20 protein-coding genes and 2 pseudogenes are annotated in these 24,718 nt (G+C 58.2%); 11 read left to right on the plus strand and 11 right to left on the minus strand.

Annotated features, from left to right (window positions below; genetic code table 11):
• Positions 1–177: 177 nt before the first annotated feature.
• The 4 genes from JOE34_RS10650 to JOE34_RS10665 form a co-directional block, all read right to left on the minus strand.
• A complete protein-coding gene (locus tag JOE34_RS10650; RefSeq protein ID WP_024684388.1) occupies positions 178–1,806 on the minus strand; it encodes an ABC transporter substrate-binding protein in 1,629 nt (542 codons plus the stop codon).
• Between the two features lie 257 nt (positions 1,807–2,063).
• Entirely contained in the window at positions 2,064–3,671 is a 1,608-nt protein-coding gene (locus tag JOE34_RS10655) for an ABC transporter substrate-binding protein (RefSeq protein WP_209995717.1), read from the minus strand.
• Positions 3,672–3,767: 96 nt separating this feature from the next.
• Entirely contained in the window at positions 3,768–5,324 is a 1,557-nt protein-coding gene (locus JOE34_RS10660) for an HET-C-related protein (protein ID WP_209995719.1), read from the minus strand.
• A gap of 210 nt (positions 5,325–5,534) precedes the next feature.
• Positions 5,535–6,248 (minus strand): SIMPL domain-containing protein, encoded by a 714-nt coding sequence (locus JOE34_RS10665; RefSeq protein ID WP_003395099.1) that lies wholly within the window; start codon positions 6,246–6,248, stop codon positions 5,535–5,537.
• A 192-nt stretch (positions 6,249–6,440) separates the two neighbouring features.
• Here JOE34_RS10665 and JOE34_RS10670 point away from each other — a divergent pair, with 192 nt between their 5' ends.
• The 9 genes from JOE34_RS10670 (at position 6,441) to JOE34_RS10710 (ending at position 16,372) form a co-directional block, all read left to right on the plus strand.
• Entirely contained in the window at positions 6,441–7,700 is a 1,260-nt protein-coding gene (locus JOE34_RS10670) for an ATP-binding protein (RefSeq protein ID WP_004416095.1), read from the plus strand.
• On the plus strand, positions 7,697–8,260 hold the full coding sequence (locus tag JOE34_RS10675; RefSeq protein WP_209995721.1) for a response regulator transcription factor: 564 nt from the start codon (positions 7,697–7,699) through the stop codon (positions 8,258–8,260). Before JOE34_RS10670 ends, JOE34_RS10675 begins: the two co-directional genes overlap by 4 nt.
• 89 nt (positions 8,261–8,349) lie before the next feature.
• A complete protein-coding gene (locus JOE34_RS10680; RefSeq protein ID WP_016568994.1) occupies positions 8,350–10,068 on the plus strand; it encodes an ABC transporter ATP-binding protein/permease in 1,719 nt (572 codons plus the stop codon).
• A 113-nt stretch (positions 10,069–10,181) separates the two neighbouring features.
• Entirely contained in the window at positions 10,182–10,931 is a 750-nt protein-coding gene (locus tag JOE34_RS10685) for a FadR/GntR family transcriptional regulator (protein WP_003313750.1), read from the plus strand.
• 546 nt (positions 10,932–11,477) lie between these two features.
• Entirely contained in the window at positions 11,478–12,389 is a 912-nt protein-coding gene (kdgD, locus tag JOE34_RS10690; RefSeq protein ID WP_003313748.1) for a 5-dehydro-4-deoxyglucarate dehydratase, read from the plus strand.
• A 165-nt stretch (positions 12,390–12,554) separates the two neighbouring features.
• Positions 12,555–13,940 carry an MFS transporter gene (locus JOE34_RS10695; RefSeq protein ID WP_003395109.1) on the plus strand — a complete coding sequence of 462 codons (1,386 nt, stop codon included), beginning with the start codon at positions 12,555–12,557 and terminating at the stop codon, positions 13,938–13,940.
• Between the two features lie 10 nt (positions 13,941–13,950).
• A complete protein-coding gene (garD, locus tag JOE34_RS10700) occupies positions 13,951–15,504 on the plus strand; it encodes a galactarate dehydratase (protein ID WP_003395112.1) in 1,554 nt (517 codons plus the stop codon).
• Between the two features lie 243 nt (positions 15,505–15,747).
• Positions 15,748–15,987, plus strand: coding sequence for a PLDc N-terminal domain-containing protein (locus tag JOE34_RS10705; RefSeq protein ID WP_003340505.1), 240 nt, complete (start codon positions 15,748–15,750; stop codon positions 15,985–15,987).
• 190 nt (positions 15,988–16,177) lie between these two features.
• Positions 16,178–16,372: a hypothetical protein gene (locus JOE34_RS10710; RefSeq protein WP_003313744.1), complete on the plus strand. Its 195-nt coding sequence runs from the start codon at positions 16,178–16,180 to the stop codon at positions 16,370–16,372.
• A 252-nt stretch (positions 16,373–16,624) separates the two neighbouring features.
• Here the strand turns inward: JOE34_RS10710 and JOE34_RS10715 are convergent, their stop codons facing one another.
• The 3 genes from JOE34_RS10715 to JOE34_RS10725 form a co-directional block, all read right to left on the minus strand.
• On the minus strand, positions 16,625–16,825 hold the full coding sequence (locus tag JOE34_RS10715; RefSeq protein ID WP_016568993.1) for a hypothetical protein: 201 nt from the start codon (positions 16,823–16,825) through the stop codon (positions 16,625–16,627).
• Positions 16,826–17,044: 219 nt separating this feature from the next.
• Positions 17,045–17,830 carry a sulfite exporter TauE/SafE family protein gene (locus JOE34_RS10720; RefSeq protein WP_003400068.1) on the minus strand — a complete coding sequence of 262 codons (786 nt, stop codon included), beginning with the start codon at positions 17,828–17,830 and terminating at the stop codon, positions 17,045–17,047.
• 91 nt (positions 17,831–17,921) lie between these two features.
• Positions 17,922–19,745 (minus strand): EAL domain-containing protein, encoded by a 1,824-nt coding sequence (locus JOE34_RS10725; protein ID WP_003395119.1) that lies wholly within the window; start codon positions 19,743–19,745, stop codon positions 17,922–17,924.
• 363 nt (positions 19,746–20,108) lie between these two features.
• Between JOE34_RS10725 and JOE34_RS10730 the strand changes: the two genes are divergently transcribed.
• Entirely contained in the window at positions 20,109–20,564 is a 456-nt protein-coding gene (locus JOE34_RS10730) for a GNAT family N-acetyltransferase (RefSeq protein ID WP_032662673.1), read from the plus strand.
• A 13-nt stretch (positions 20,565–20,577) separates the two neighbouring features.
• On the opposite strand, the gene JOE34_RS10735 is transcribed toward JOE34_RS10730, so the two are convergent.
• From JOE34_RS10735 to JOE34_RS10750, 4 genes and pseudogenes are all read right to left on the minus strand, one after another.
• Positions 20,578–21,087, minus strand: coding sequence for a GAF domain-containing protein (locus tag JOE34_RS10735; protein WP_003340514.1), 510 nt, complete (start codon positions 21,085–21,087; stop codon positions 20,578–20,580).
• A gap of 409 nt (positions 21,088–21,496) precedes the next feature.
• On the minus strand, positions 21,497–23,122 hold the full coding sequence (locus JOE34_RS10740) for a methyl-accepting chemotaxis protein (RefSeq protein ID WP_161421135.1): 1,626 nt from the start codon (positions 23,120–23,122) through the stop codon (positions 21,497–21,499).
• 266 nt (positions 23,123–23,388) lie between these two features.
• Positions 23,389–24,312 carry a proline iminopeptidase-family hydrolase gene (locus tag JOE34_RS10745; protein ID WP_003424608.1) on the minus strand — a complete coding sequence of 308 codons (924 nt, stop codon included), beginning with the start codon at positions 24,310–24,312 and terminating at the stop codon, positions 23,389–23,391.
• A gap of 95 nt (positions 24,313–24,407) precedes the next feature.
• Positions 24,408–24,512 (minus strand): annotated as a pseudogene (locus JOE34_RS10750) (LuxR family transcriptional regulator); the annotation flags it as partial.
• Positions 24,513–24,531: 19 nt separating this feature from the next.
• Between JOE34_RS10750 and JOE34_RS10755 the strand changes: the two are divergent.
• Positions 24,532–24,654: pseudogene (locus JOE34_RS10755) on the plus strand (ABC transporter substrate-binding protein); the annotation flags it as partial.
• Positions 24,655–24,718 lie beyond the last annotated feature (64 nt).

The raw sequence follows: 24,718 nt of genomic DNA on the forward strand, positions 1-24,718 counted from the left end.
CGGTAAGTCGTCAGAGGTCCGCGGTATATAGGCTCGAAGGCTGCAAAGCTCGTAGGAAATATCTTAGTGATAGTAGAAGAATGCCGTTATCGGCACTTTTTCAACCCATCGCTCGGGGCTTATATTCAAGTAGAGCGGTTTGCTGCGCCGGGTGAGCGGCGCAGCAAACAGTAGCGTTTACTTGCCGCTCACGCTCACACCGTAAAAGGAGTTCAAGCCAAACGGGCTGATCTTGAAGTCCTGCACGCTGGTACGCATGGGTTGATAGACCGTCGAGTGCGCAATAGGCGTCATTGGCACTGCGTCTTTCAGGAGGTGTTGCGCCTGTTCGTACAGTTTGGTGCGCTCGGCCTGATCGGACGTTTCCTTGGCCTTATGGATCAGCGTGTCGAACGGCTTGTCGCACCATTTGGCAAAGTTGTTGCCATTCAGGGCGTCGCAGCCGAACAGGGTGCCAAGCCAGTTGTCCGGGTCACCATTGTCACCGCTCCAGCCAATCAGCATGGCGCCGTTCTCGCCATTCTTGGCACGCTTTATGTACTCGCCCCATTCGTAGCTGACGATCTTGGCGTTGATACCGATCTTCTTCCAGTCGGACTGGAGCATCTCGGCCATCAGTTTGGCGTTCGGGTTGTAAGGACGCTGAACCGGCATCGCCCACAGGGTGATTTCGGTGCCTTCCTTGATGCCGGCTTCCTTGAGCAACTGGCGAGCTTTCTCGGGATCGTACTTGGCGTCCTTGATGGTGGTGTCATAGGACCACTGGGTCGGCGGCATGGCGTTGACCGCCAATTGACCTGCACCCTGATAAACCGAGTCGATGATCTGCTGCTTGTTGACCGCCATGTCCAGTGCCTGACGCACTTTCAACTGAGCCAACGGGTTTGGATGATCTTCGCCCTTGATCTCAGGCATCACGTTGTAGGCGATGTAACCCAGGTTGAAGCCTGCCTGATCAGGCATCTTGAGGTTTGTGTCGGCCTTGAGCGGTTCGAGGTCGGCAGGGCGCGGATAAGCGGTGATCTGGCACTCGTTTTTCTTGAGCTTCTGCATGCGCACTGAGGCGTCGGTGGTGATGGCGAAGATCAGGTTGTCGACCTTGACGTCTTCAGGCTTCCAGTAGTCCTTGTTGCCGGTGTAACGGATGTTGGAGTCTTTCTGGTAGCTCTTGAACACGAACGGGCCAGTGCCGATCGGCTGCTGGTTGATCAGCTCCGGCTTGCCCTCCTTGAGTAGCTTGGCAGCGTATTCTGCGGACTGGATGGACGCGAAGCTCATCGCCATGTTCTGGATGAACGCGGCGTCGACCTTGCCCAGAGTGAACTTGACGGTGTGGTCGTCGATCTTCTCGATTTTGGTGATGTTGGTGTCCATCGCCATATCGGTGAAGTAAGGGAATTCGGTCGGATACGCTTTGCGGTAAGGCATGTCCTTGTCGATCATGCGATTGAACGTGAACAGCACGTCATCGGCATTGAATTCACGGGTCGGCTTGAAGTACGGCGTGGTGTGGAATTTGACGCCTTCGCGAAGATGGAAGGTATACGTCAGGCCATCATCGGAGATGTCCCATTTGGTCGCCAGGCCCGGCACTACGGCGGTGCCGCCGCGCTCAAACTGACTCAGGCGGTTGAAGATGGTCTCTGCCGAGGCGTCGAAGTCAGTACCTGTGGTGTATTGACCTGGATCGAAGCCGGCAGGGCTGCCCTCGGAACAGAACACCAGATTCGATGCAGCGTGAGCGAAAGGTGCGCTGGCGAGCAGGCTGGCGCCGATCAGAAACGGAATGACCGCGTGTTTGAGCATGGTTGCCTCAGTTGTTGTCATTTTTGATTAGAGGGAACGACCTCGTGAGCCGATCCGTCCGATACTTATGCAGGGGCCATACCCAAAGCAAGACAGTGAGGCGAAAGAAGCGACAAAGAGTGGCACGATCGTACAGGAATGTCGCGAAAGTGTAACTTTCTTGAGAGTTGATCGTTTGCGCGACACTTTTTCGATTGTTTCGCGCACCAATAAGGCGCAACCGGGTGAGAAAAATGCACCCGGTTGGAGCCGTGTTGTTACTTCACTGTTCCCATGCTGACACCATAAAAGGGTGTCAGGCCGAAGGGACTGATCTTGAAGTCCTGCACTTCCTGGCGCATTGGCTGAAACACCTTGGAGTTGGCAATCGGGGTGATTGGCACCTGCTGCTTGAGAATGTGCTGAGCCTGCTGATAGAGCTTGATGCGCTCATCGCGGTCGCTGGTCAGCTTGGCCTGCTGCACCAGCTTGTCGTAAGCCGGGTCGCACCATTTGGCGTAGTTGCTGCCTTTGACGGCTGCGCAGCTGTAAAGCACGCCGAGCCAGTTGTCGGGGTCGCCGTTGTCACCGGTCCAGCCGTAGATCATTGCGTCATGTTCGCCGGCCTTGGCGCGCTTGATGTATTCGCCCCATTCATAGCTGACGATGTTGGCCTTGATACCGATCTTCTCCCAGTCGGACTGGATCATCTGTGCTGACATGCGTGCGTTGGGGTTCGACGCGCGCTGGACGGTCATGGCCCACAGGTCGATTTTGGTACCCGGCGCCACACCTGCTTCCTTGAGCAGTTGTCTGGCTTTGGTCAGGTCGTGCGGAGCATCCTTGATGGTCGGATCGAAGCTCCACTGACCCGGCGGCAGGGCATTTTCAGCCAGTTGGCCTGCGCTCTGATAAACCGCTTTGATGATCGCCGGTTTGTCGATGGCCATGTCCAGCGCCTGACGTACCTTGAGCTGGTCCAGCGGCGGATGCGTGACGTTGTAGGCCACGAAGCCCAGGTTGAAGCCGGGCTGACTGAGGACCTTGAGTTTCGGGTCCTTTTTCATTTCCTCGATGTCCTGCGGACGCGGGTAGCCGCTGACCTGGCATTCGTTGGCCTTGAGCTTCTGCAGACGCACGGCGGCATCGCTGCTGATCGAGAAGATCAGGTTGTCGATCTTTACATCCTCCGGCTTCCAGTACTCGGTGTTGCCGACGTAACGGATCTGCGAATCCTTCTGGTAGCGCTTGAAGACGAACGGGCCAGTGCCGATGGGCTTCTGGTTCAAGTCCTCGGCCTTGCCTTCCTTGAGCAGTTTGTCTGCGTACTCGGCAGACTGGATGGAGGCGAAGCTCATGGCCAGGTTCTGCACGAAGGCCGCATCGATGTTGTTCAGGGTGAACTTGACGGTCAGCGGGTCGACTTTCTCGACGCTCTTGATCGTCGTATTCAGGCCCATGTCGGTGAAATAGGGCGACTCGGAAGGATATGCCTTGCGGAACGGGTGGTTGGCATCGAGCAGACGATTGAACGTGAACAGCACGTCATCGGCGTTGAACGTACGAGTCGGGGTGAAATAATCCGTGGTGTGGAATTTCACGCCGTCGCGCAGGTGAAACGTGTAGGTCAGGCCATCCGGCGAAACGTCCCAGCGCGTGGCCAGGCCCGGCTCCACTTCCGTACCGCCACGCTTGAACTGGGTCAGACGGTTGAAAACGGTTTCGGCCGAGGCATCGAAGTCGGTGCCGCTGGTGTACTGGCTGGGGTCGAAACCGGCCGGGCTGGCTTCAGAGCAATACACCAGCGTGCTTGCCGCTTGGGCCAAAGGTGCGCAGGCCAGCAGCGCGGTGGTCAACAGCAGCGGTTTGAAAAGTGTGTGTCCCATGGATCCCTCGCGTGGTACGGCAGTAACCGTGCTTGAAAGTCGACAATCAGATAGACAACGGATAGTGCCGTACTTGGTCGGGGTCGGACAATACGCTTACTTGCCGGTAATCCTCGCCCAAAGGTCTGCCAGTGAAACACTTTCAAATAACACGCTCAGAAAATCGCTGCCGTCTTGGCTGAAACGCTGCAAGTCATTTTGCGCGCTGCGCTGCAATTGAAGTCTGGACTGGTCCAGCTCGCTCTTGAGCGTCGCCCGCTCGACCTGTTCGGGATTGGCCTCGGCCCATTCCCGGACAATCGAGTCCTGCCAATCGCAGTCCATGGGGTGAGTGAAGAACCGCGTTGCAACCTGGACCGGATGTTCGGCGCCTTCCTTGCCATGCCACTGGCCCAGAACGGCCTGACCTACTTGCAGCACGGCCGTTCTTGCCAGTCTTGCGGCAAGTGTGTGCAGCGGGTGCTGCGCATGATCCTTGGCCAGTTGCGAATGTGACGGATCGGTCGAGCCGCTGCTATTGGGGTCTTCATCAAGCAGGGTTTGCAGGTCGTCGACGCTGTTGCCGAGCCAGATGGCCAGACTTTGCATGACGACGCCAAAGGCATTGCCAAGCAATCGCCCTGGCGTACCGATGAAAGCGTAGAACTGTTCGACTTGTTCGGAGAACGGCTGGCTGGCCCACTGATCGCGCGCTTCGAGAAAAGCCTCGTAACCCGCGAGCAGTCGCGGGTCAGGGTGCTCGCTCAGAACGATCTGAATAATCTGGTCGCGTTCGTAACGTTCTCCAGCCTTGATCGCTTCGAACGGCTTTTCGTCTGTCGAGAACATAATCCTGCCAAGCGGCTCAGCGAGGCTGGCGATGATATCGCTGCCGCCGAACGTACCGGTTACCAGAGGCAAACGGTGCTTGCAGTCTGCGTCGGACGTCCACGGCAGAATGCGCTCATGGCCGAGTTTGATCAGGCTGAGTTCGGCGAAGTTGGAGTGGGCGAAGAAGTCTTCGAGAATGTGCAGCGCCGCGCCCATGTCACGTAGACCGTCGGTAGACCCTGGGCCGCCATTGACCGCCGATGCCAGCCCCGCAGCCATCACCTGCACCGAGCGCTGAATGTAGCGCTTCATTGAGGCGTCGGGGTCGACCTTCAATAGCGGATCGTCGGGCAGCACCCAGGCGTCGAAGTCGGCGTCGCGTTCCTTTGGGTTGGCCGGTTTGGGGTCAGGGGTTCTGGGGTTGTCGATGTGTTCAGCAGGGCGATAGACGCCGAGTCGCTCTGCGGTCACCACGAAGCGCGAGCGGTCTGTCTTCATCAGATCGGTGAATTCCTTGACTGCCAGTACGTCCACGATACGCGTCAGTGCGTCACGCGAAAGCAGGTCAGGGAAGCTTTTCGGCATGCTTGTCGCCCTGACGATTTTTGGATCGAGCAATTGCGAATAGTCGCGCAGCCAGTTGCCGAAATAGATCGCGCGGATTTCCTCAGGTCTGAAGCCGGCAGATTCGAGAACGCTCTCGATGGCACCGTGAGTATGTGTGTGTTCGTCGCCTTCACCGGCTTCGAATCTTAAGGGGATTGGAAGCGGCTCGCGGTAGGTATTCATGTTCTGATCAATGACAGCCGCAGGGTTGCGGGAAGCGTTATGCGGGGGATTCATCCTTGATTCCTTGATGGCAATGCGCGCTTTGGCCGGGTCACTCAGCCAGGGCGACAGTGTTCGAAAGTGAGACGGCAAGTTTCGCGAGCCGCGAGCTCACCGACAATCAGGCAGCGCATCAGCAAACGTAGGAGATTGCCGAGGAAGAAAGGGAGAAAGGAGGAGGTGGGGCGTGGAAAAGGGCGGTAGTCGACACTACCGCCCTGTCATTCAAGGAATCGCGACTTCGATCACACCATCCGCCGCGACGCTGACCTGGCTGGTGCCCGCCTCGACATCGGGCGTCGGTGCTGCGTCTTCACGCAACGACTTGGCCATCATCATGACCGGCGCGCGCAGATACGGCTGCGGGTAGCCCGAGGTGTTCAGGTTCAGGTTGACCAGCTTGTAGCCTGTGCCGCCCAGCGCTTCGGTGACCAGTTGCGCACGAGCCTTGAACGCAGTCACGGCGTCCTTGAGCAGGGCGTCTTCGCTGGTCTTGCGCGTCGATGGCGAAATCGAGAAGTCCATGCCGCCCATTTTCAGGTCGGTCAGCAACTCGCCGGTCAGCTTGGACAGCACGGCAAAGTCTGCACTTTCCAGGCGCAGTTCGGCGCGTTCACGCCAGCCGGTGATCTTCTGGCCTTTATCGTCGTAGACCGGGTAGCTATTGCGGCTGCCCTGGCGGATCTTCACGTCCTTGACCTGGCGCGCCTGTCCCAGCGCCTTGTTCAGCGTCTCGGTGATCTGCGCAGCCAGTTTGGCCGGATCGCTGTCCTGCGCTTCGGTGTACAGCGTGACGAGCATCAGGTCGCGCTGCACCTCCTGGTTGACCTCTGCGCGCAATGAAATCTGGTTGTAACGGGCTTCTTCAGCCATGGCGGGCAGGCTGGACAAAGCAGCGGCCAGCGCGACTAGGGTGGCGGCAGGGCGAAGGTTGAACATGAGAGCTCCTTGTTATCAAACGGCCTCCGACGGTGGTCGGGCGGCGCAAAGTGTTGTGACTGTAGCGCTTTGGTCCGGTTCCTGCGATGGCCGAGTGCTTCGGTGTGCGGTGCGTTGACGCACTTTTCCAGTTTTGCCTCCCGCTTGGTTATACTCGCTACGATCCGCCTGGAGCACTCATCAGGAGAGCTCATGCTCGCCCCCGTTCAAATGCTTTCAGCCACACGGCAAAACCTGTGGCGCCTGACATTCATCCGTATTCTGGTGCTCGCCGCGCAGGCTGGCTCGGTCGGTATGGCCTGGCTGTTCGACTTTCTACCATTGCCGTGGCTGCAGCTGTCGATCACTTTGGGGTGCTCGCTGGTGCTCTGCGGGCTGACGGTCATCCGCCTGCGCACATCGCTGCCGCTCACCGAGCTTGAATATGCACTGCAACTGGCGCTGGACCTCCTGATCCACAGTGCGCTGCTGTATTACTCGGGTGGCTCGGCCAACCCGTTCGTTTCCTATTATCTGGTGCCGCTGACCATTGCCGCCGCCACGCTGCCGTGGCGTTACTCGCTGATTCTGTCCGGCTTTGCGCTGAGCATGTACACCTTGCTGATGGTGCGTTCCTATCCGCTGGAAACCGACTCCATCGCCCGGGAAAACATGCAGATCTACGGCATGTGGCTGAGCTTTGCATTGGCCGCTGCGGTGATTACCTTCTTTGCTGCGAAGATGGCAGAAGAGTTGCGTCGCCAGGAGCAACTGCGTGCCGAGCGTCGCGAAGAAGGCCTGCGTGATCAGCAGTTGCTCGCCGTCGCGACCCAGGCCGCAGGGGCCGCCCATGAATTGGGAACGCCGCTGGCAACCATGAGCGTGCTGCTCAAGGAAATGCGCCAGGATCACAGCGACCCTGCGTTGCAGGATGACCTGTCCGTGCTGCAGGAGCAGGTCAAGCAGTGCAAGCAGACCCTGCAGCAACTGGTGCGCGCCGCCGAAGCCAATCGGCGCATGGCTGTCGAATATCAGCCCGCCACCCGCTGGCTGGACGAGTCCCTCAACCGCTGGCATCTGATGCGCCCGGAAGTGAGTTATCGTTTCTATCAATTGGGCAAAGGCGAGGCGCCGATGCTGGCGCCGCCGCCGGATCTGACCCAGGCACTGCTCAACCTGCTCAACAACGCTGCCGATGCCTGCCCCGATGGCCTCGAAGTCAATCTGGACTGGGACAGTGCGGAAATCTGCATCAGCATTCGCGACCATGGCGCGGGTGTGCCGCTGGCGATTGCCGAACAGATCGGCAAACCGTTCTTTACTACCAAGGGCAAAGGTTTCGGCCTCGGTCTGTTCCTGAGCAAGGCCAGCGTTACCCGTGCGGGTGGCTCGGTGAAGCTCTACAGTCATGAAGAAGGCGGTACGCTCACCGAGCTGCGCCTGCCCCGAGATACGCGAGGAGAAGAAGCATGAGTGACGATGACATCCAGGTCGAAGACGAAGAGCTGCCGCACCTGTTGCTGGTCGATGACGACGCGACGTTCACCCGTGTGATGGCGAGGGCCATGAGCCGTCGTGGGTTTCGCGTGAGCACCGCCGGCTCGGCTGAAGAAGGGTTGGCCCTGGCGCAACAGGACATCCCCGAATACGCCGCGCTGGACCTGAAGATGGACGGCGATTCCGGTCTGGTGCTGCTGCCCAAGCTGCTGGAAATGGACCCGGACATGCGCGTGGTGATTCTCACCGGTTATTCGAGCATTGCCACGGCGGTCGAAGCGATCAAGCGCGGCGCGTGCAATTACCTGTGCAAACCGGCTGACGCTGACGACGTACTCGCGGCCCTGCTGTCCGAGCACGCCAACCTCGACACCCTGGTCCCCGAGAATCCGATGTCGGTGGATCGCCTGCAGTGGGAGCATATCCAGCGCGTGCTGACCGAGCACGAGGGCAATATTTCAGCGACCGCGCGGGCGCTGGGCATGCACCGCCGGACCTTGCAGCGCAAGTTGCAGAAGCGCCCCGTGCGGCGTTAATGAAGGTTTTTTCATAGTGATCGCGTAGGCGTTTTTTTGCTTCATTGTGCTCAGGCATCGTACGTTCAAAGAGAGCGAGCCTGAACCACATGAATCGCAATGCTGAATATTCTGCCGTCAACGATACTGTGCAAGGAGCATTTCTACCCCGCGTCTGGAAGCTGATAACGCCGTACTGGCGCAGTGAGGAAAAGACCACTGCCTGGCTGCTGCTGGTCTCGGTGATCGCGCTGTCGCTGTTCAGCGTGCAGGTCTCGGTATTTTTCAACAGCTGGTACCGAGACTTCTACAACGCTTTGCAAAACAAGGATCTTGCCGCGTTCACCCACCTGATCCTGTACTTCAGCGGCATCGCCGCGATCGCCATTCTGGCTGCGGTCTATCGCCTGTACCTGACCCAGTTGCTGACCATCCGCTGGCGTCGCTGGCTGACGGAGCAACACTTCGCGCGCTGGCTCGCCGACAAGAACTACTACCAGCTGGAGCAGGGTGGTTACACCGATAACCCTGACCAGCGTCTGTCCGAAGACCTCAATGAGTTCACCACCAGCACGCTCAGCCTGGGGCTGGGACTGATGAGCTCGGTGGTCAGTCTGGTGTCGTTTTCGGTAATTCTCTGGGGCGTGTCGGGCAGTATCGAGCTGTTCGGCGTGACCATTCCCGGCTACATGTTCTGGGCGGCCATGCTTTATGCACTGGTGGGCAGCCTGCTGACACACTGGATCGGCAAGCGGCTGATCCCGTTGAACAACCAGCAGGAGCGATTCGAGGCAGACCTGCGTTTCGCGCTGGTGCGTGTACGCGAAAACGCCGAAAGCATTGCCTTGTCCGAGGGCGAACGCAATGAAAACCAGCGCCTGAGCGGGCGCTTCATGATGATCTGGAATAACTTCCGGGCCTCGATGAAGGTCCAGAAACGGCTGACGTTCTTCACCTCGGGCTATTCGCAGATTGCGCTGATCTTTCCGTTCATCGTGGCCGCGCCACGGTATTTCGCCGGCAAGATCGAGCTGGGCGATTTGATGCAGATCAACTCGGCATTCGGCAACGTGCAGGAGAACTTCAGCTGGTTCATCAGCGCCTATAGCACGCTGGCGTCATGGCGCGCCACCAGCGACCGTCTGCTCAGCTTCCGCCAGGCCATGACTGACAATGAAGGTCGGCAGCCGGCCATCGAAAGAATTCACGCCAACGACACGCTGGACCTGCGCAATCTGGGCTTGAGCATCGCCGGTGGGCGTCAATTGCTGAGCGACGCCAGTCTGCAGGTCGGCGCGGGAGAGCGGGTGATGCTCAGCGGTCGTTCTGGCAGTGGCAAAAGCTCATTATTGAGGGCGCTGGGCGGTCTCTGGCCCGAGGGTTCGGGGCAGATCCGCTTGCCCACCGGCACGGCGCTGTTCCTGCCGCAACGGCCTTACCTGCCCATCGGCACATTGCGTGAGGCGATGAGTTATCCACAACCCGCCGAACATTACCCGGCCCTGCGCTTTGCCGAGGTACTGGAGCAGTGCCGTCTGGCGCACCTGATACCGCGTCTGGACGAAAGCAATCACTGGCAGCGTTTTCTCTCACCGGGCGAGCAGCAACGGGTGGCGTTCGCTCGCGCGCTGTTGGTCGCGCCGAACTGGCTGTATGTGGATGAGGCCACTTCGGCCATGGACGAAGATGACGAAGCGGCCATGCACCAGGCAGTCATCGACGGGCTACCGGGCATGACGCTGATCAGTGTCGGGCACCGCAGCAGCCTGAAACGCTTCCATGGCCGGCATGTGCGTGTCGAGGGCGGCAAATTGATCGAGCAAGCGTAATCAGCAACGTTTTGAGGTTGATGCTATAGGGGACACGGCGCTTTTGAGGGTGTGATCATACAACCGCTGAGCTATGATTAGCCCATGTTTAGCAGTCCAGAGATCGATGTTGGATGGAAAATCAAAGCGCTCTGCCCCGCGCCCGCAGAAAACACCGCAGCCTCGCGCAGGAGCTGGTGACAGAGCTGTCCGAGCGTATTCGCAGCGGTCAGCTCAAGCGCGGCGACAAACTGCCCACCGAATCCGCAATCATGGAAGAGCAGGGCGTCAGCAGGACGGTCGTGCGTGAAGCGATTTCGCGTCTGCAGGCCTCTGGTCTGGTCGAGACCCGTCATGGCATCGGCACCTTCGTGCTCGACACGCCGAGCCCCAGTGGCTTCAGGATTGACCCGGCGACCATCGTCACCCTGCGTGATGTACTGGCGATTCTCGAATTGCGCATCAGCCTTGAGGTCGAGTCGGCAGGCCTGGCAGCCCAGCGTCGCAGTGATGAACAGCTGGCAGCCATGCGTTCTGCGCTGGACGCGCTCAATGAAAGCGCGGCACACGCCACCGATGCCGTGGCGTCGGACTTCCAGTTCCATCTGCAGATTGCCTTGTCGACCGGCAATCGCTACTTCACCGACATCATGACCCACCTGGGCACCAGTATCATTCCGCGTACCCGGCTGAATTCGGCGCGTCTGGCGCATGATGACCAGCAGCACTACATGGATCGGCTGAGCCGCGAGCACGAAGAAATCTTCGACGCCATCGCCCGCCAGGACTCCGATGCGGCCCGCGCCGCCATGCGCCTGCACCTCACCAACAGCCGCGAACGCCTGCGCCATGCGCACGAAGAGGCTGAATCGCAGCGGGCTTGATGCTTAAAAAGAGGAAGCAGAACGTTCTGAACTGACCCCAAAAAGTTGGACGGTTGACTATCGTTCCCATGCTCCGCGTGGGAATGCAGTTCGTGACGCTCTGCGTCACACGGCGGTTTTTCATTGTCTGGTGGATCGAGGTTCGACTCAGGTCACCTTTTCGCCCCTCGGCGACTCACTTTGAGGGACCAAAGTGAGCAAAGTCCCTGGCTCCGTTTCCGGCCCGACTTCGTCGGGTTCCTTCGCCCTGTCACTTACGTCGCACTCTGCGTCGTCCGTGCCATCGTGGTAGAAAAGCACTTTTGCGGCAATGGCTGCGGTGTTGACTATCGTTGCGCACGCTCCAGCGTGGGAATGCCGGTCTTGACGCTCCACGTCAAACATATGCGCGGCAGCGTAAAAATCAAAACCGGACCTCGTCCTCTCCCTCTGAAAAAACCCGAAAATCCCTGTTGAGTGATTCTATTATCAGTTGTACGATGACTTACGACATCGGCCCTGACCCGGTGATCCTCTAACAATTATGTCCTCCAGGGTGTTCGAATAATGAATCCACAAGAACTGAAGTCCATCCTCTCATCCGGTCTGCTGTCCTTCCCGGTTACCGATTTCAATGCCCAAGGCGACTTCCACCGCGCCGGCTACATCAAACGTCTCGAGTGGCTGGCCCCTTATGGCGCAAGCGCTCTGTTCGCCGCGGGCGGCACCGGTGAGTTTTTCTCCCTGGCTGCCAGCGAATACTCCGAAATCATCAAGACTGCCGTCGACACTTGCGCCACCAGCGTGCCAATCCTGGCCGGTGTAGGCGGTGCGACTCGTCAGGCCATCGAGTACGCGCAGGAAGCCGAGCGCCTGGGCGCCAAGGGCTTGTTGTTGCTGCCGCATTACCTGACCGAAGCCAGCCAGGACGGCGTTGCCGCTCATGTCGAAGCCGTGTGCAAATCGGTGAAGATCGGTGTGGTGGTCTACAACCGTAACGTCTGCCGCCTGACGCCAACCCTGCTGGAACAACTGGCCGAGCGTTGCCCGAACCTGATCGGTTACAAGGATGGCCTGGGTGATATCGAACTGATGGTTTCGATCCGCCGCCGTCTCGGTGACCGCTTCTCGTACCTGGGCGGCCTGCCGACCGCTGAAGTCTATGCCGCTGCCTACAAGGCGCTGGGCGTGCCGGTCTATTCGTCCGCAGTGTTCAACTTCGTACCGAAACTGGCGATGGACTTCTACCACGCCATCGCCCGCGACGATCATCAGGCGGTCGGCAAGTACATCGACGATTTCTTCCTGCCTTACCTGGAAATCCGCAACCGCAAGGCTGGTTATGCCGTGAGCATCGTCAAAGCCGGCGCGAAGATCGCCGGTTATGACGCAGGTCCGGTACGCGCACCATTGACCGATCTGACGCCAGACGAGTGCGACATGCTCGCTGCACTGATGGACAAGCAAGGCAAGCAATAACATCTGCCACGACAAAGCCGCTGAGCGATCAGCGGTTTTTTCGTTGCACTGCATGACCCTTACAGGTGGCAGAGGTCGTCGCCGTGACGCTGCCAAGGGGCCTGTAACGCTACACCCAAAAAACAGCTTTACCCGCGTAAAAAAATAATCAGTGGGAGCTCTACCATGCAAAAGTCCAAGCCGACGCACGTCCGCTATTTGATCCTGTTGATGCTGTTTCTGGTCACCACGATCAACTATGCCGACCGCGCCACCATCGCTATCGCTGGTTCCAGCATTCAGAAAGACCTGGGCATCAGTGCCGTCACGCTGGGCTATATCTTCTCCGCATTCGGCTGGGCCTACGTGGCCGGTCAGATTCCCGGTGGCTGGCTGCTCGACCGTTTCGGGTCGAAGAAAGTCTACGCCATGAGCATTTTCACCTGGTCGCTGTTCACCCTGCTGCAAGGCTATGTGGGTGAGTTCGGCGTCTCCACGGCAATCGTTGCGCTGTTCATGCTGCGCTTTCTGGTCGGTCTGGCTGAAGCGCCGTCCTTCCCGGGCAACGCGCGCATTGTCGCCGCCTGGTTCCCGACCGCCGAACGCGGCACTGCTTCGGCGATCTTCAACTCGGCGCAGTACTTCGCCACCGTGCTGTTCGCTCCGTTGATGGGCTGGATTGTCTACACCTACGGCTGGCAGCACGTGTTCGTGGTGATGGGCGCGTTCGGTATCGTGTTCTCCATGATCTGGATGAAGGTCATCTACGGCCCGCGCAATCACCCGATGATCAACGAGGCCGAACTGGAGCACATTTCCAGCAATGGCGCGCTGGTCGATCTGGATCAGGACAAGGGTAAAGGCACGCAAAAAACAGCCAGCAGCGGTCCCAAGTGGGATTACATCCGCCAGTTGCTGACCAACCGCATGATGCTGGGTATCTACCTCAGCCAATACTGCATCAACGGCATCACCTACTTCTTCCTGACCTGGTTCCCGGTGTACCTGGTTCAGGAACGCGGCATGACCATCCTCAAGGCCGGCATCATCGCGTCTCTGCCAGCGATCTGCGGTTTCATCGGCGGGGTGTTGGGCGGGATCATTTCCGACTACCTGCTGCGCAAGGGCCATTCGCTGACCTTCGCGCGCAAGGCGCCGATCATCGGTGGTCTGCTGCTGTCGACCTCGATCGTGACTTGCAACTATGTCGATATTGAATGGGTGGTCGTGGGCTTCATGGCCCTGGCATTCTTCGGCAAGGGCGTGGGTGCGCTGGGCTGGGCTGTGATGTCCGACGTATCGCCCAAGCAGATCGCCGGTTTGAGCGGCGGCCTGTTCAACACCTTCGGTAACATTGCATCGATCACCACTCCGATCGTGATTGGCTACATCATCAGCAGCACCGGCTCGTTCAAATGGGCGCTGGTGTTCGTGGGCGCCAACGCGCTGCTGGCGGTGATCAGTTACATTTTCATCGTGGGTGAAATCAAGCGTGTGGAATTGAAAGAGCCGCCTGCCAAGGGGCCATTGCTGAACGACTCGGTCAGCGACCTTTCCGAAGCAAAATCCTGAGGAAACCGTGATGAACCTGATTCAACATGCCGATTCGCCACGTTATATCCGGCTGCATCCGCTGGATAACGTCGTGGTTGTGGTCAACGACCAGGGTGTACCGGCCGGAACCGAATTCGACAACGGCCTGGTCACTGTCGATAACGTACCGCAGAGCCACAAGGTCAGTACCGTTGACCTGGCCGTGGGCGAGGCCGTGATTCGTTACGGCCACACCATTGGCTATGCACTGCAACCGATACCGCGCGGCAGTTGGGTCAGGGAAGACCAGCTGCGCATGCCTTCCGCGCCGGCGCTGGACAGCCTGCCGATGTCCGATGCGGTGCCGGAAAAGCAGGCGCCGCTCGAGGGTTACACTTTCGAGGGCTATCGCAACGCTGACGGTACTGTGGGCACTCGCAACATTCTCGGCATCACCACCACCGTGCAGTGCGTGACCGGTGTGCTCGACCATGCGGTCAAGCGTATCCGTGACGAGTTGTTGCCCAAGTACCCGAACGTCGATGACGTCGTGGCGCTGACCCACAGCTATGGCTGCGGCGTTGCTATTACGGCCACCGATGCCTACATCCCTATCCGCACGGTGCGCAATCTGGCACGCAACCCGAATCTGGGTGGCGAGGCGCTGGTGATCAGCCTGGGCTGTGAGAAATTGCAGGCCGGGCAGGTCATGCATGAAGGCGACAGCTCGGTGGACCTCAGCGAGCCTTGGCTGTATCGGCTGCAGGACTCCAGCCACGGTTTCAATGAAATGATTGAGCAGATCATGGAGCTGGCCGAGACGCGTTTGAAAAAGCTGGATCTGCGGCGTCGCGAGACGGTTCCTGCGTCCGAGTTGATTCTGGGCATGCAGTGCGGCGGCAGTGATGCGTTTTCCGGCATTACCGCCAACCCGGCGCTGGGTTATGCATCCGATCTGCTGCTTCGCGCCGGTGCGACGGTAATGTTTTCCGAAGTGACCGAAGTGCGGGATGCCATCTATCTGCTGACCTCCCGCGCACAGGATCAGGACGTCGCACAGGCACTGGTGCGGGAGATGGACTGGTACGACCGCTATCTGGCCAAAGGTGAGGCAGATCGAAGCGCCAATACCACGCCGGGCAACAAGAAGGGCGGGTTGTCGAACATCGTCGAGAAGTCCTTGGGGTCGATCGTCAAGTCGGGCAGCAGCGCCATCAACGGCGTACTTGGCCCAGGTGAGCGTGTCAGCAGCAAGGGGTTGATCTTCTGCGCGACACCGGCCAGTGACTTCGTCTGCGGCACCTTGCAACTGGCTGCCGGCATGAACCTGCATGTATTCACCACCGGACGCGGTACTCCGTATGGTCTGGCGATGGCGCCGGTGGTGAAGGTCTCGACCCGCACCGAGCTGGCCCAGCGCTGGCCTGATCTGATCGACATAGACGCAGGACGCATCGCGACCGGACGCGCGAGCATCGAGGACCTGGGCTGGGAGCTTTTCCACTTCTACCTGGACGTGGCCAGCGGCAAGAAGAAGACCTGGACCGAGCATTACCGGCTGCACAATGACATTACGCTCTTCAATCCGGCACCGATTACCTGACTGGAGGGTAACGCGGAGCGTCACGAACGGCATGCCCACGCTGGAGCGGGAGGAACGATCTGTGTCGGAATACGCCTGTCGTGCCCATGCTCTGCGTTGGTACGAGGTTCGGGACGCTCTGCGTCGGCGCTGAGTAACCGGTCACAATCCGAAATATTCTCTGAACTTTAAGGTCCTTTTTGACCTCTTCTACAGTAGGGCAGCCGGTCTGGCTGCCTTCGTTGATGGTGCAGGAGATTTCAAATGGGTTGGATATCGGAAAATCATTTGTGGTTGTTCGCAGCGCTGACCGCCCTGATCGTGATTTCGGACATCTGGGCAGTACTGCGTATTCGCAAGAGCAAGACACAATCCAGCAACAAGCTGATGTGGATCATTGTCGTTGTTGCCGTGCCAATCGTTGGTGTGCTGGCTCTGCTGATTGCGGGTCCGCGTCATGTGGACACACCGGCCAGACCTGAGCAGCAAAGCACCAAGTACTGACCCCGCTTTTCAAAAATACCCCGCCTGCGGGCGTGGGTATTTTTCCTTCTAGAGTGTTCCCTCCTGTTTTTCAGCACCTTTGCTCACAAAGGTGAGATGTCGGCTGGCAAAAATAAAAAACTCTGCAATTCTTCTGCAATGGTGAGGTGTTTACATGCTTGCCATCCAGACGTGAACAAGGAGAAAGCGTATGTCGATCATGACCAAGTGGGCGTTACAGGCAGCTGCGTTGTTTGTGTTGGGCTGGATGGCGGTTTCGGTAGCAAGCTGGAGCAATGACGTGGCCAATGGCACCGGCAGTGATCGGCTGGCAGAGCTGAATGCTGGCGTATTGAGCAGCCCGGTGCTGGCTGTGTCATCGTCGCCGGCAGCGCAAGGGGAGTAATCCTGCCGGATCAGCGGGAGAGCACCGGCACTTTTCTGCAGGCAAAAAAATGGCCCACAACGGGGTGGGCCAAATGGGATTCATCAAAGGAGTAGGGTCAATTTACGCAGCCGGACGTGAAGGGGATGTGAAACGGATGTCATGGAAACGAGAAGTGGTTCGATAATTCAAGCGGCGTCATGACAAGGTGAAACAGCGTCGACCATTGTCTGGCAACGCTGTGTCGAGTGATTCGCAGGGGAGGGAGTCGGTCTAGCGGGCGGCCGCCTGAACGCTTATTTCAGGGGCGGCGCGGCGTGCCATATGCGGCAGCGAATGAGGCGCGTCGATTCTGGATTTCATGCGGTCGGCAAATTCTCTGGCTTCCTGCCAGCTCCGGCATTTGACCGGATAGTCGTCCAGTATTACAACCCAAGCGTCGCCATATACACCTTCTTCAATTCGGATGAGCATTGTTGGCATCTCCTTTCTGTGAGGGTAAGTCTGTGCCGGGTCATCGGCGCTAAAGCAGACGCCCGAAATCCTGCGCCGAAAATCGGTGTCTCGCTACAAAAAATTACAATTCCCGATGAGTGTGCACGGGCTGCAAGCAAACGGGCTCTGCAGCTTTCAAGGCTGTGTTCGTGGGCAAGCCTGACTCAGAAATGTGACAGGCTGATGGATAAGCGCCGATCAGAACGCCAGCTTGAAACCGATCGTGCCCAGCATGATGGCCAGGAAGGGCCGTAGCAGGTCATCGGAGACGCGGCCTGCCATGTGGCTGCCCAGGTAGATGCCGGGCAGTGAGCCCATCAGCAGCCAGCCCAGCAATTCCCAGTTCATGTTGCCCATGCTCGCATGACCCAGACCTGCAACCAGCGTGAGAGGCACCGCGTGGGCGATCTCGGTACCCACCAGACGCCGGGTCGGCAGCAGTGGATAGAGGATGAACAACGCCACCGTGCCCAACGCACCCGCGCCGATGGAGGTGAGTGCGACCATGGTGCCGAGGATCAGACCGGTGATGACGGTCAGTACCGTCAGGCTGGTGCCGCTGAAAAACGAGTAGCCGTCCCCGCGTCGGTGAGCAAAGGCCAGCAGTTTTTTCTTGAACAGCACGGCGAGTGCGGTCAGCAGCAGCACAAACCCGAGGGCCTGTTTGATAATCGCGTTAAGCGCCTCGGGAGCGGTATGCAGGGTGCTCAAAAACCACAGCGTCATGAGCACCGCCGGCACGCTGCCCAAGGTCAGCAGCCCAGTGACTTTCCAGTCGATGTTGTCGTTCTTGCGATGGACCAGAACCCCGCCGGATTTGGTAATCGCCGCGTACAGCAAGTCGGTGCCGACCGCCGTGGCCGGATTGATGCCGAACCACAACAGTATCGGCGTCATCAGCGAGCCGCCGCCGACTCCGGTCATGCCAACGATGAATCCGACTACCAGCCCTGCAACGACGAAACCCAGACCACCCGCTTCCATATCCAACCTTTTTCAAGCAAACGCATAGGCAAAAAGTGGCGGGCAGCATAACGGCTTGTGGTGTAAACGGTTATGAAGATGTGTTCTAAGGTTATAACCGTTTGTCGCGCACGATTGCCGCTTCTGCGGCTTGGGCAGCACTCTGCAGGCGTTGGTTCGGGCCGATCCAGTTCAGAAGAGCCTCGGCTTCCATGGGTTTGGCGATCAGGTAGCCTTGGCCTTCATCGCAACCCCACTGCTTGACCAGGCGACGAATCTCATCGGTTTCGATGCCCTCGGCCACGACCCAGTAACCGAGCTTCTTGGCCAGACCGATCAATGCCTTGACCAGACGCTGATCGGTTTTGTCGGACGCCAGATTGCGGATCAGCGACTGGTCGAGCTTGACCGTCGTCGCAGGCAACTGCCGCAGGTAATTCCAGTTGCTGTAGCCCGTGCCGAAGTCATCGATTGCCACATCCATGCCCATCTGACGCATGCGCTCCAGTTGGTGGCGTACTTCTGCCGGGTTGTGCATCAACGCGCCTTCAGTGAACTCCAGCTCGAAGCGGGTAGGGTCGATTTTGTGCTTGCCCAGCAGACGGATCATCCGGTCAGTGAACGCAGGGCCGGTGAGGTCTTCGGGCGTCACGTTGATCGCAATACGGAAATCGAAGCCCTGTTGCTGCCAGCGAGCGGCCTGTTCGATAGCACTGGTCAGCACCCAAAGGCTCAGCGGGCGCATCAGCGCGGTCTTCTCGGCCAGCGGCACGAACTCGGCAGGCCCGATGGCCCCGAGCGTGGGGTGATTCCAGCGCAGCAGGGCCTCTACCGACGTGCACAGGCCGGAGTCGAGGTCGATGCGCGGCTGGTAGACCAGACGCAGTTGATCGTCAGCGTGCACCGCCCCGGTCAACGAACTGAGCAGTTTGAAAGCACGCTGCTGGGCGGCGTCGAAGTGCGGTTCATACATCGCCCAGCCGAGATCGCGGTCGCGGGCATCGTCGGCGGCGCTGATGACCATGCGCATCCAGTCCTGTTCTTCGGCCGGATTGCGGTTCAGGGTCACGACTCCCAGGCCGACCTGCATCTGTACCGGAATGCCCCGGCACTCAACGGGCGTCTCGAAGTCTTTGAGGATGGTGCGAAACAGGTGTTCGGGCGTGCGATCGCCAGCCAACAGAAAGCCGAAGCGCGTAGGGCTGACCTTGTACAGGGAACAGGTCGGCGGCAGCAGGCACTCCAGTCGGCTTTTGATCGCCGTCACCAGATCCTGCGAGAAGCTGTAACCCAGGGCCTTGACGATGTCGTTGAGGAACGCCGAGGTAATCATGTCCACCACGACCAACTGATAATCGACACTGGATGCCACTGCCTGACTGATGTCTTCCTGCAGGCGCGAGCGGTTGTACAAGCCGGTGGGCTGATCAATGAAGCAACTGAGTCTGAGGCCGACAATGCGCTTCATGACCAGTGAGGCAAAGCGCTTGAGCATCTGCGTCTGGTACTCGCTCATCGGCTCGCGCGGTTTAGTATCGATCACGCACAGGCTGCCCAGGGCAATGCCGTCATCGGTGATCAGTGGAGCGCCTGCGTAGTAACGAATGTCAGGGTGGCCGGTGACCAGGCTGTTGTTCACGAAGCGTTGGTCGAGCGTCGCGTCGGGAATCTCGAACAGCGTGTCGGAAAGGATGGTGTAGGCGCAGAAGGACACGTTACGCGGTGTTTCACGGGCATTCAGGCCCACCCTGGCGCGGAACCACTGACGATGCTCATCGACGATCGAGATCAGGGCAATCGGCGTCTCGAAAAATGCAGCGGTCATCGCGACGATTTCATCGAATACGTCATCGGACGTATCTTCAAGTACGCACAGCTCCCGTATGCGCAACAGACGTTGCGTTTCATTCAGGGGAATGGGGGCACTGGCGTTCATGATGATTCTCAATGGGTACTCGATGATGACTATATGACATCACGAAACTCACTTTAACAGACGAAAAGATTCCGACCACAGCGGCGAGATACCGATTAATCGGCCGCAGATCGGATTTTTTGAACGCTATCGTTGTTCAAGCCGCACACGGCGAGGGGTTGGCCTTTTATTTACAGTATGTTGCCAGTGCTACCATTCGTCGACTGGCCGAAAATAAGTAAATCGAGTGCCGTCATGCAGGCTCTTCGGCTACGTTTTTTACGTGCTGAGTGAGCAAAGGCTTCATCTTATGAAGGCGTGTGTTGCTTGCCTGCTCTCTCTGAAAATGAGCTCACCCATCGCAAGGTAATCAGGAGCTATACCATGAACATCGAGGTGCGACCCGCCGGCATGGCGGACGCTGATGCCATCAGCCGCGTGGTATTGGCGGCCTTGCGAACCAGCAATGCCAAGGACTATCCCGCCAGTGTGATCGAGCGCGTGCAATTGAGTTTCAGCCCGGCTGCGATCGAGCAGCTCATGCAACAGCGGCAAGTGTTCGTGGCGTCAGAGGGTCACGTGGTGAGAGGCACTGCGAGTCTGGAGGGTGAGGTCGTGCGCTCGGTATTTGTTGACCCTGACAGGCATCGGCAGGGGATCGGGCGTTTGTTGATGGCCGAGCTGGAGGTTGTCGCACGCAAGGCGGGCGCGGCGCGGATGGTTGTACCGTCATCCTTGACTGCGCGGGAGTTCTATCTGGCGCTGGGTTTCAGCGTGGTGCGGGAACATCTGGAGGGAGAAGAGCGCACATTGATCATGGAGCGGCAACTGCGCGTTTGAGGCATTCCATGCCTTAAGCGGTGACTTCCTGTATCTCCTGCATTTCCTGCAGTTGATAGTGCGCGTACAGGGTGCTGGCTATCAGCGTGCAGAATACTTTCAGGGTATCGAGGGTATTGGCGTCATCGAGTGGCGCAGGCTTGGTATCCAGGCCGCACAGGGTGCCGAAGAAATCGCCGTTGGGAAAAATGATCGGCAACGAGAAGTAGCTCTGGAAACCGTACATTTTAGTAATGGGATGCTCTGCGTAGACGGGGTCGGTCGCGACTTCGTTGATTACGATAGGCTGGCGGTGCAGACGCAACTCATTGCAGAACGTGGTCTCCAGCTTGAGCTGATGACCGGCTTCCAGCCCGAACTGAATTTCGTCGTAAACAGCGCATGCGGTCCAGCTGGCCTCGGTGACTTTGGCAATGGCCGCAAATCTTAGCCCGGTCAGCCGGGTTACCAGCCTTAACAGACTGGAAGTGGCCTCGATTTCACTGATGACTGCCAGCTCTGCGGAAGTCAGGTTGTTGTTCAAAATGTCTCACCCTGGTCATAAAAAGCACTGATGCGGCCTTGGCAGTACGCCGGACGCTGCCGATCCCGTGCAGGAAGTGATCGTGTCATACCTGATCGTGGCTTACATGAAATATTTTGTTGTTCGCCGTCAACTATCGAATGAGTTTAATGCCGCTGTCAACGTTACGGGCTTTTTCAAATAGTCCGGGCTCGTGAACAGGGTCTTTAGGGATCCTGTTTCAACTAAGGAAAGCGATGCGCCTGAAAGTCTGTCAGCAGGGTTGCGCGGGTTACAGGTTTTGAACGGAGAGGCTGGGGAGGGGAGGAGTCATTGCAGGTTTTTTGCCGAACGCTACTGACTCTATAAAAGAAGGGCAGTAGACGAATCTGCTGCCCTCTGTCATGTCTGGTCGGCGTAGATGTCTGGGTTACGTCTTGAAGCGCAGCACCAGATCGTTCAGGTTGACCGCCAACTGCGACAGTTCGGTACTGGCGATCAGTGTCTGCCGGGTGCCTTCACTGCTCTGCACGGCAAGGTCACGAATGCTGACCAGGCTTCTGTCGACATCGCGCGCTACATGCGCTTGTTGTTCGGAGGCCGCGGCGATCTGCAAATTACGGTTATTGATCTCGAGTACCGAGTCGGTGATCTGGCGCAGCGACTCCCCGGCGTCTTCTGCGGTCTTGCGAGTGCTGTGAACTTCCTGGGTGCTCCTTTGCATGGACTCGACCGTGGCGGAAGAACCGGCCTGAATCTCTGAAATCATCTGTTCGACTTCTTGCGTGGACGTCTGTGTGCGGTGCGCCAGAGCCCGTACTTCATCGGCTACCACAGCGAAGCCGCGACCCTGTTCGCCGGCACGCGCGGCTTCGATGGCTGCGTTCAGTGCCAGCAGGTTGGTCTGTTCGGCAATGCCGCGAATTACGCCCAGCACCTTACTGATGTTCTGAGCCTGACCGGCCAGCGCGGTGACTTGTGCAGAAGAGCCCTCGACCAGACCCGTCAGGTTGTGCATGGCTGTCAGGGTTTCAGCAACGCGCTGGTTACCCAGGTCAGCGGAAAGGCTCGACTGTTGGGCGGCCTGCGAGGTCGAGGTAGCATTACGAGCGACCTCTTCTACGGCAGCGCTCATTTCGTTTACCGCAGTAGCTGCCTGCTCGATTTCGCTGTTCTGCTGCTGCAGTGTGCGGTCGGCACTTTCGGTGATCGACGTCATTTCGACGGCGGCGGTGCTCAGTTGCGCAGACGCACCGGAAATTTCATGAATGGTGGTGCGTAGATTCCCCGACATGGTATTCAGGGCCGTCATCAAGCGTGAGGCTTCATCGCTGCCGCTAACGCTCAATTGCCTGGTCAGGTCACCGGCGGCGATGTCTTCCGCCAGTTTCAGCGAGACGCTGATCGGGTCGACAATGCTGCGTGTCAGTGCAATCGCGAGTACCACGGTAAGCAGGAACGCTGCGATCAGCACAATCATCAACACGTTGACGCTGTGGTCGTAGACTGCAGTGGCATCTTTCCCGGAGACGACCGCCTCTTCAGCATTGTGCCCACGTAGCACAGTGAGTTTTTCCTGATAGGCAGCGGCCTTTTGGGCCTGCTCTCCGTTGGCGAGGGAGACCGCTTTGTCGTGATCAGCGCTGTCCAGTGCGACGACCTGTTTCAAGCCATCAATGTAGACGCCCATCTTGTTATTGGCCTCTTCGAATTGCGCCCGGTCGGCTTCGCCTGACAGCAGGTGTTTTTGATAGAAGTCACTATTGGCACGCAGCGCCTCGATCGCTTCCCGAACCTTGGCTTCTGCGGTGGCGTGTACGCTCGGATCATTGCTGGCAAGCATCCTGATGCTTTCCAGGCGAGCGTGAAGCAGGGCGATCTGAATGTCGTCGACGACTTGAATGCTGGGCAGTGAGTTTTCTTCTATGTTCTGCTCGGCTATGCGCAGGTGGCCGATCTGTACGTAGGAGAAGGCGCCCAGACCGATCAACAGCAAGGTGATGACGCCAAAACACAGGGAAGCCCTGCGTGAAATGCTTAACGATCTGAGGTTCATGGTTGCCTCCAGCGGCAAAACAGGCGGAAGGCAAATACGTTCCTTCCAATGACTGTTTTTCTGCTGAAAACGAGAGAGCTTTAACAAAAGGGGGATGAAAGTTATTTCATAATGGCTTCATGCCATTATTTGCTGCCGGGCAATCGCGTAGTGTGAAAAGTTCCAGTAACACTGTGAATAAAGTTAGCCATTATTTGAGTGACCGTCATTAAAGTATTCACTCTAATACTGCAATTCTCAGCGCGCGAATCCATCAGGCCTCGACGTCAAGCTGCGGACTCTTCAACGTGTTCCACCAACGTGTCCAGAAAACCTGCGACGCGTCCCATGCAGGCCATTCGTTCTTCTGCATGGGGCATGTGACTGGACTCTTCGAAGACAGACCAACTGATATCGGGGACGTTATCCACGTAGGGCTTCACGACGAGCGGTGTGGCTTCGTCATACTTCCCGGAAATCAGTAAGGCAGGAACGCTGATGAGCTTCAGGCGATTGACGATGGTCCAGTCCTTCATCGTGCCGATGACGTGGAACTCGGTAGGACCATTCATGGCGTGGTAGACGGTCGGATCGGCGTCAATCGCGTCGAAGGTACGTTTTACCTCCTCCGGCCACGGTGTGATGCGGCAGACATGACGGTCATAGAACACTCGCGAGGCTTTCAGGTATTCCGGGTCTTTCAACGTTTCCGCTTTTTCGTGCTTGAGCAACGCGGCCTGGACCTCAGCTGGCAGATCCTCGCGCAGCCGGTTGGCCTCACTTACCCAGGTGTGCATGTCTGCGGGGGAGTTGGCGATGATCAGCGCCTTCAGCCCTTCGGGCTGACGCACGGCATGCTCTGAAGCCAGCATGCCGCCCCACGACTGGCCCAGCAATGCGTAATTGTTTTCGATGCCCAGGTGCTCAAGCAGGTTGTCGAGTTCGCTCAAAAACAGATCGACTGTCCAGAAGTCGCGCTTCACCTCGCGCAGGTGGGTCGACTTCCCGTTACCCAACTGATCGTAGTGGATAACGGCCCTGCCGGTGCTGGCGATGTCCTTGAACGAATCGACGTAGTCGTGCGTACAACCGGGACCGCCGTGCAGAATGACCAGTGGAGTGTCGGGACTGTGCAGGTCGCCTGTGATGCGATACCACGTCTGATAGTCGCCAAAGGGCGCAAAACCTTCCTTGATCGTCATATCTGCCATGTCGGCGGTCCCTGCTGGATAGTTTGGGTGCACCATAGCGCGGCGTCTTGCGTCTCATAACTATAGAAAATGATAGGTTTTGGCCTATAAACCGGTCAGTGGTCGAGTAAACGGTAGTGAACGGCACGCACCACCCCCTGCACACGGTTTTTGGCCCCCAGCTTTTGCATGGCCGAATTCAGATGCAAGGTCAGCGTGGATCATCTGATCAACCACGATGCGGGCGTCAACTGGATCGACCTCTACCACAGCCCCTACATCAACGTGTCGCGCAAGAACATCGAGCACTTGGGCCAGAACCCGTTTGGCCGCTTTACGCTCGAAGAAACGGTCAAGAAATGACATGAGCAGGGCGCCTGTCTGATCGACAGGCGTTGTTCAACGACGTTTTTCAGCGCGTATTCGG

Source organism: Pseudomonas sp. PvP028 (genome assembly GCF_017832255.1).
Classification (GTDB): Bacteria; Pseudomonadota; Gammaproteobacteria; order Pseudomonadales; family Pseudomonadaceae; genus Aquipseudomonas; species Aquipseudomonas syringae.

Bases quoted from the DNA above. Each gene is read 5' to 3' on its own strand.
- JOE34_RS10705 (WP_003340505.1), top strand. From the start codon at position 15,748: ATGGGTTGGATATCGGAAAATCATTTGTGGTTGTTCGCAGCGCTGACC.
- JOE34_RS10710 (WP_003313744.1), top strand. From the start codon at position 16,178: ATGTCGATCATGACCAAGTGGGCGTTACAGGCAGCTGCGTTGTTTGTG.
- JOE34_RS10665 (WP_003395099.1), bottom strand. From the start codon at position 6,248: ATGTTCAACCTTCGCCCTGCCGCCACCCTAGTCGCGCTGGCCGCTGCT.
- JOE34_RS10680 (WP_016568994.1), top strand. From the start codon at position 8,350: ATGAATCGCAATGCTGAATATTCTGCCGTCAACGATACTGTGCAAGGA.
- garD (WP_003395112.1), top strand. From the start codon at position 13,951: ATGAACCTGATTCAACATGCCGATTCGCCACGTTATATCCGGCTGCAT.
- JOE34_RS10675 (WP_209995721.1), top strand. From the start codon at position 7,697: ATGAGTGACGATGACATCCAGGTCGAAGACGAAGAGCTGCCGCACCTG.
- JOE34_RS10695 (WP_003395109.1), top strand. From the start codon at position 12,555: ATGCAAAAGTCCAAGCCGACGCACGTCCGCTATTTGATCCTGTTGATG.
- JOE34_RS10655 (WP_209995717.1), bottom strand. From the start codon at position 3,671: ATGGGACACACACTTTTCAAACCGCTGCTGTTGACCACCGCGCTGCTG.
- JOE34_RS10730 (WP_032662673.1), top strand. From the start codon at position 20,109: ATGAACATCGAGGTGCGACCCGCCGGCATGGCGGACGCTGATGCCATC.
- JOE34_RS10715 (WP_016568993.1), bottom strand. From the start codon at position 16,825: ATGCTCATCCGAATTGAAGAAGGTGTATATGGCGACGCTTGGGTTGTA.
- JOE34_RS10745 (WP_003424608.1), bottom strand. From the start codon at position 24,312: ATGGCAGATATGACGATCAAGGAAGGTTTTGCGCCCTTTGGCGACTAT.
- JOE34_RS10740 (WP_161421135.1), bottom strand. From the start codon at position 23,122: ATGAACCTCAGATCGTTAAGCATTTCACGCAGGGCTTCCCTGTGTTTT.
- JOE34_RS10660 (WP_209995719.1), bottom strand. From the start codon at position 5,324: ATGAATCCCCCGCATAACGCTTCCCGCAACCCTGCGGCTGTCATTGAT.
- JOE34_RS10720 (WP_003400068.1), bottom strand. From the start codon at position 17,830: ATGGAAGCGGGTGGTCTGGGTTTCGTCGTTGCAGGGCTGGTAGTCGGA.
- JOE34_RS10685 (WP_003313750.1), top strand. From the start codon at position 10,182: ATGGAAAATCAAAGCGCTCTGCCCCGCGCCCGCAGAAAACACCGCAGC.
- JOE34_RS10650 (WP_024684388.1), bottom strand. From the start codon at position 1,806: ATGCTCAAACACGCGGTCATTCCGTTTCTGATCGGCGCCAGCCTGCTC.
- JOE34_RS10670 (WP_004416095.1), top strand. From the start codon at position 6,441: ATGCTCGCCCCCGTTCAAATGCTTTCAGCCACACGGCAAAACCTGTGG.
- JOE34_RS10725 (WP_003395119.1), bottom strand. From the start codon at position 19,745: ATGAACGCCAGTGCCCCCATTCCCCTGAATGAAACGCAACGTCTGTTG.
- kdgD (WP_003313748.1), top strand. From the start codon at position 11,478: ATGAATCCACAAGAACTGAAGTCCATCCTCTCATCCGGTCTGCTGTCC.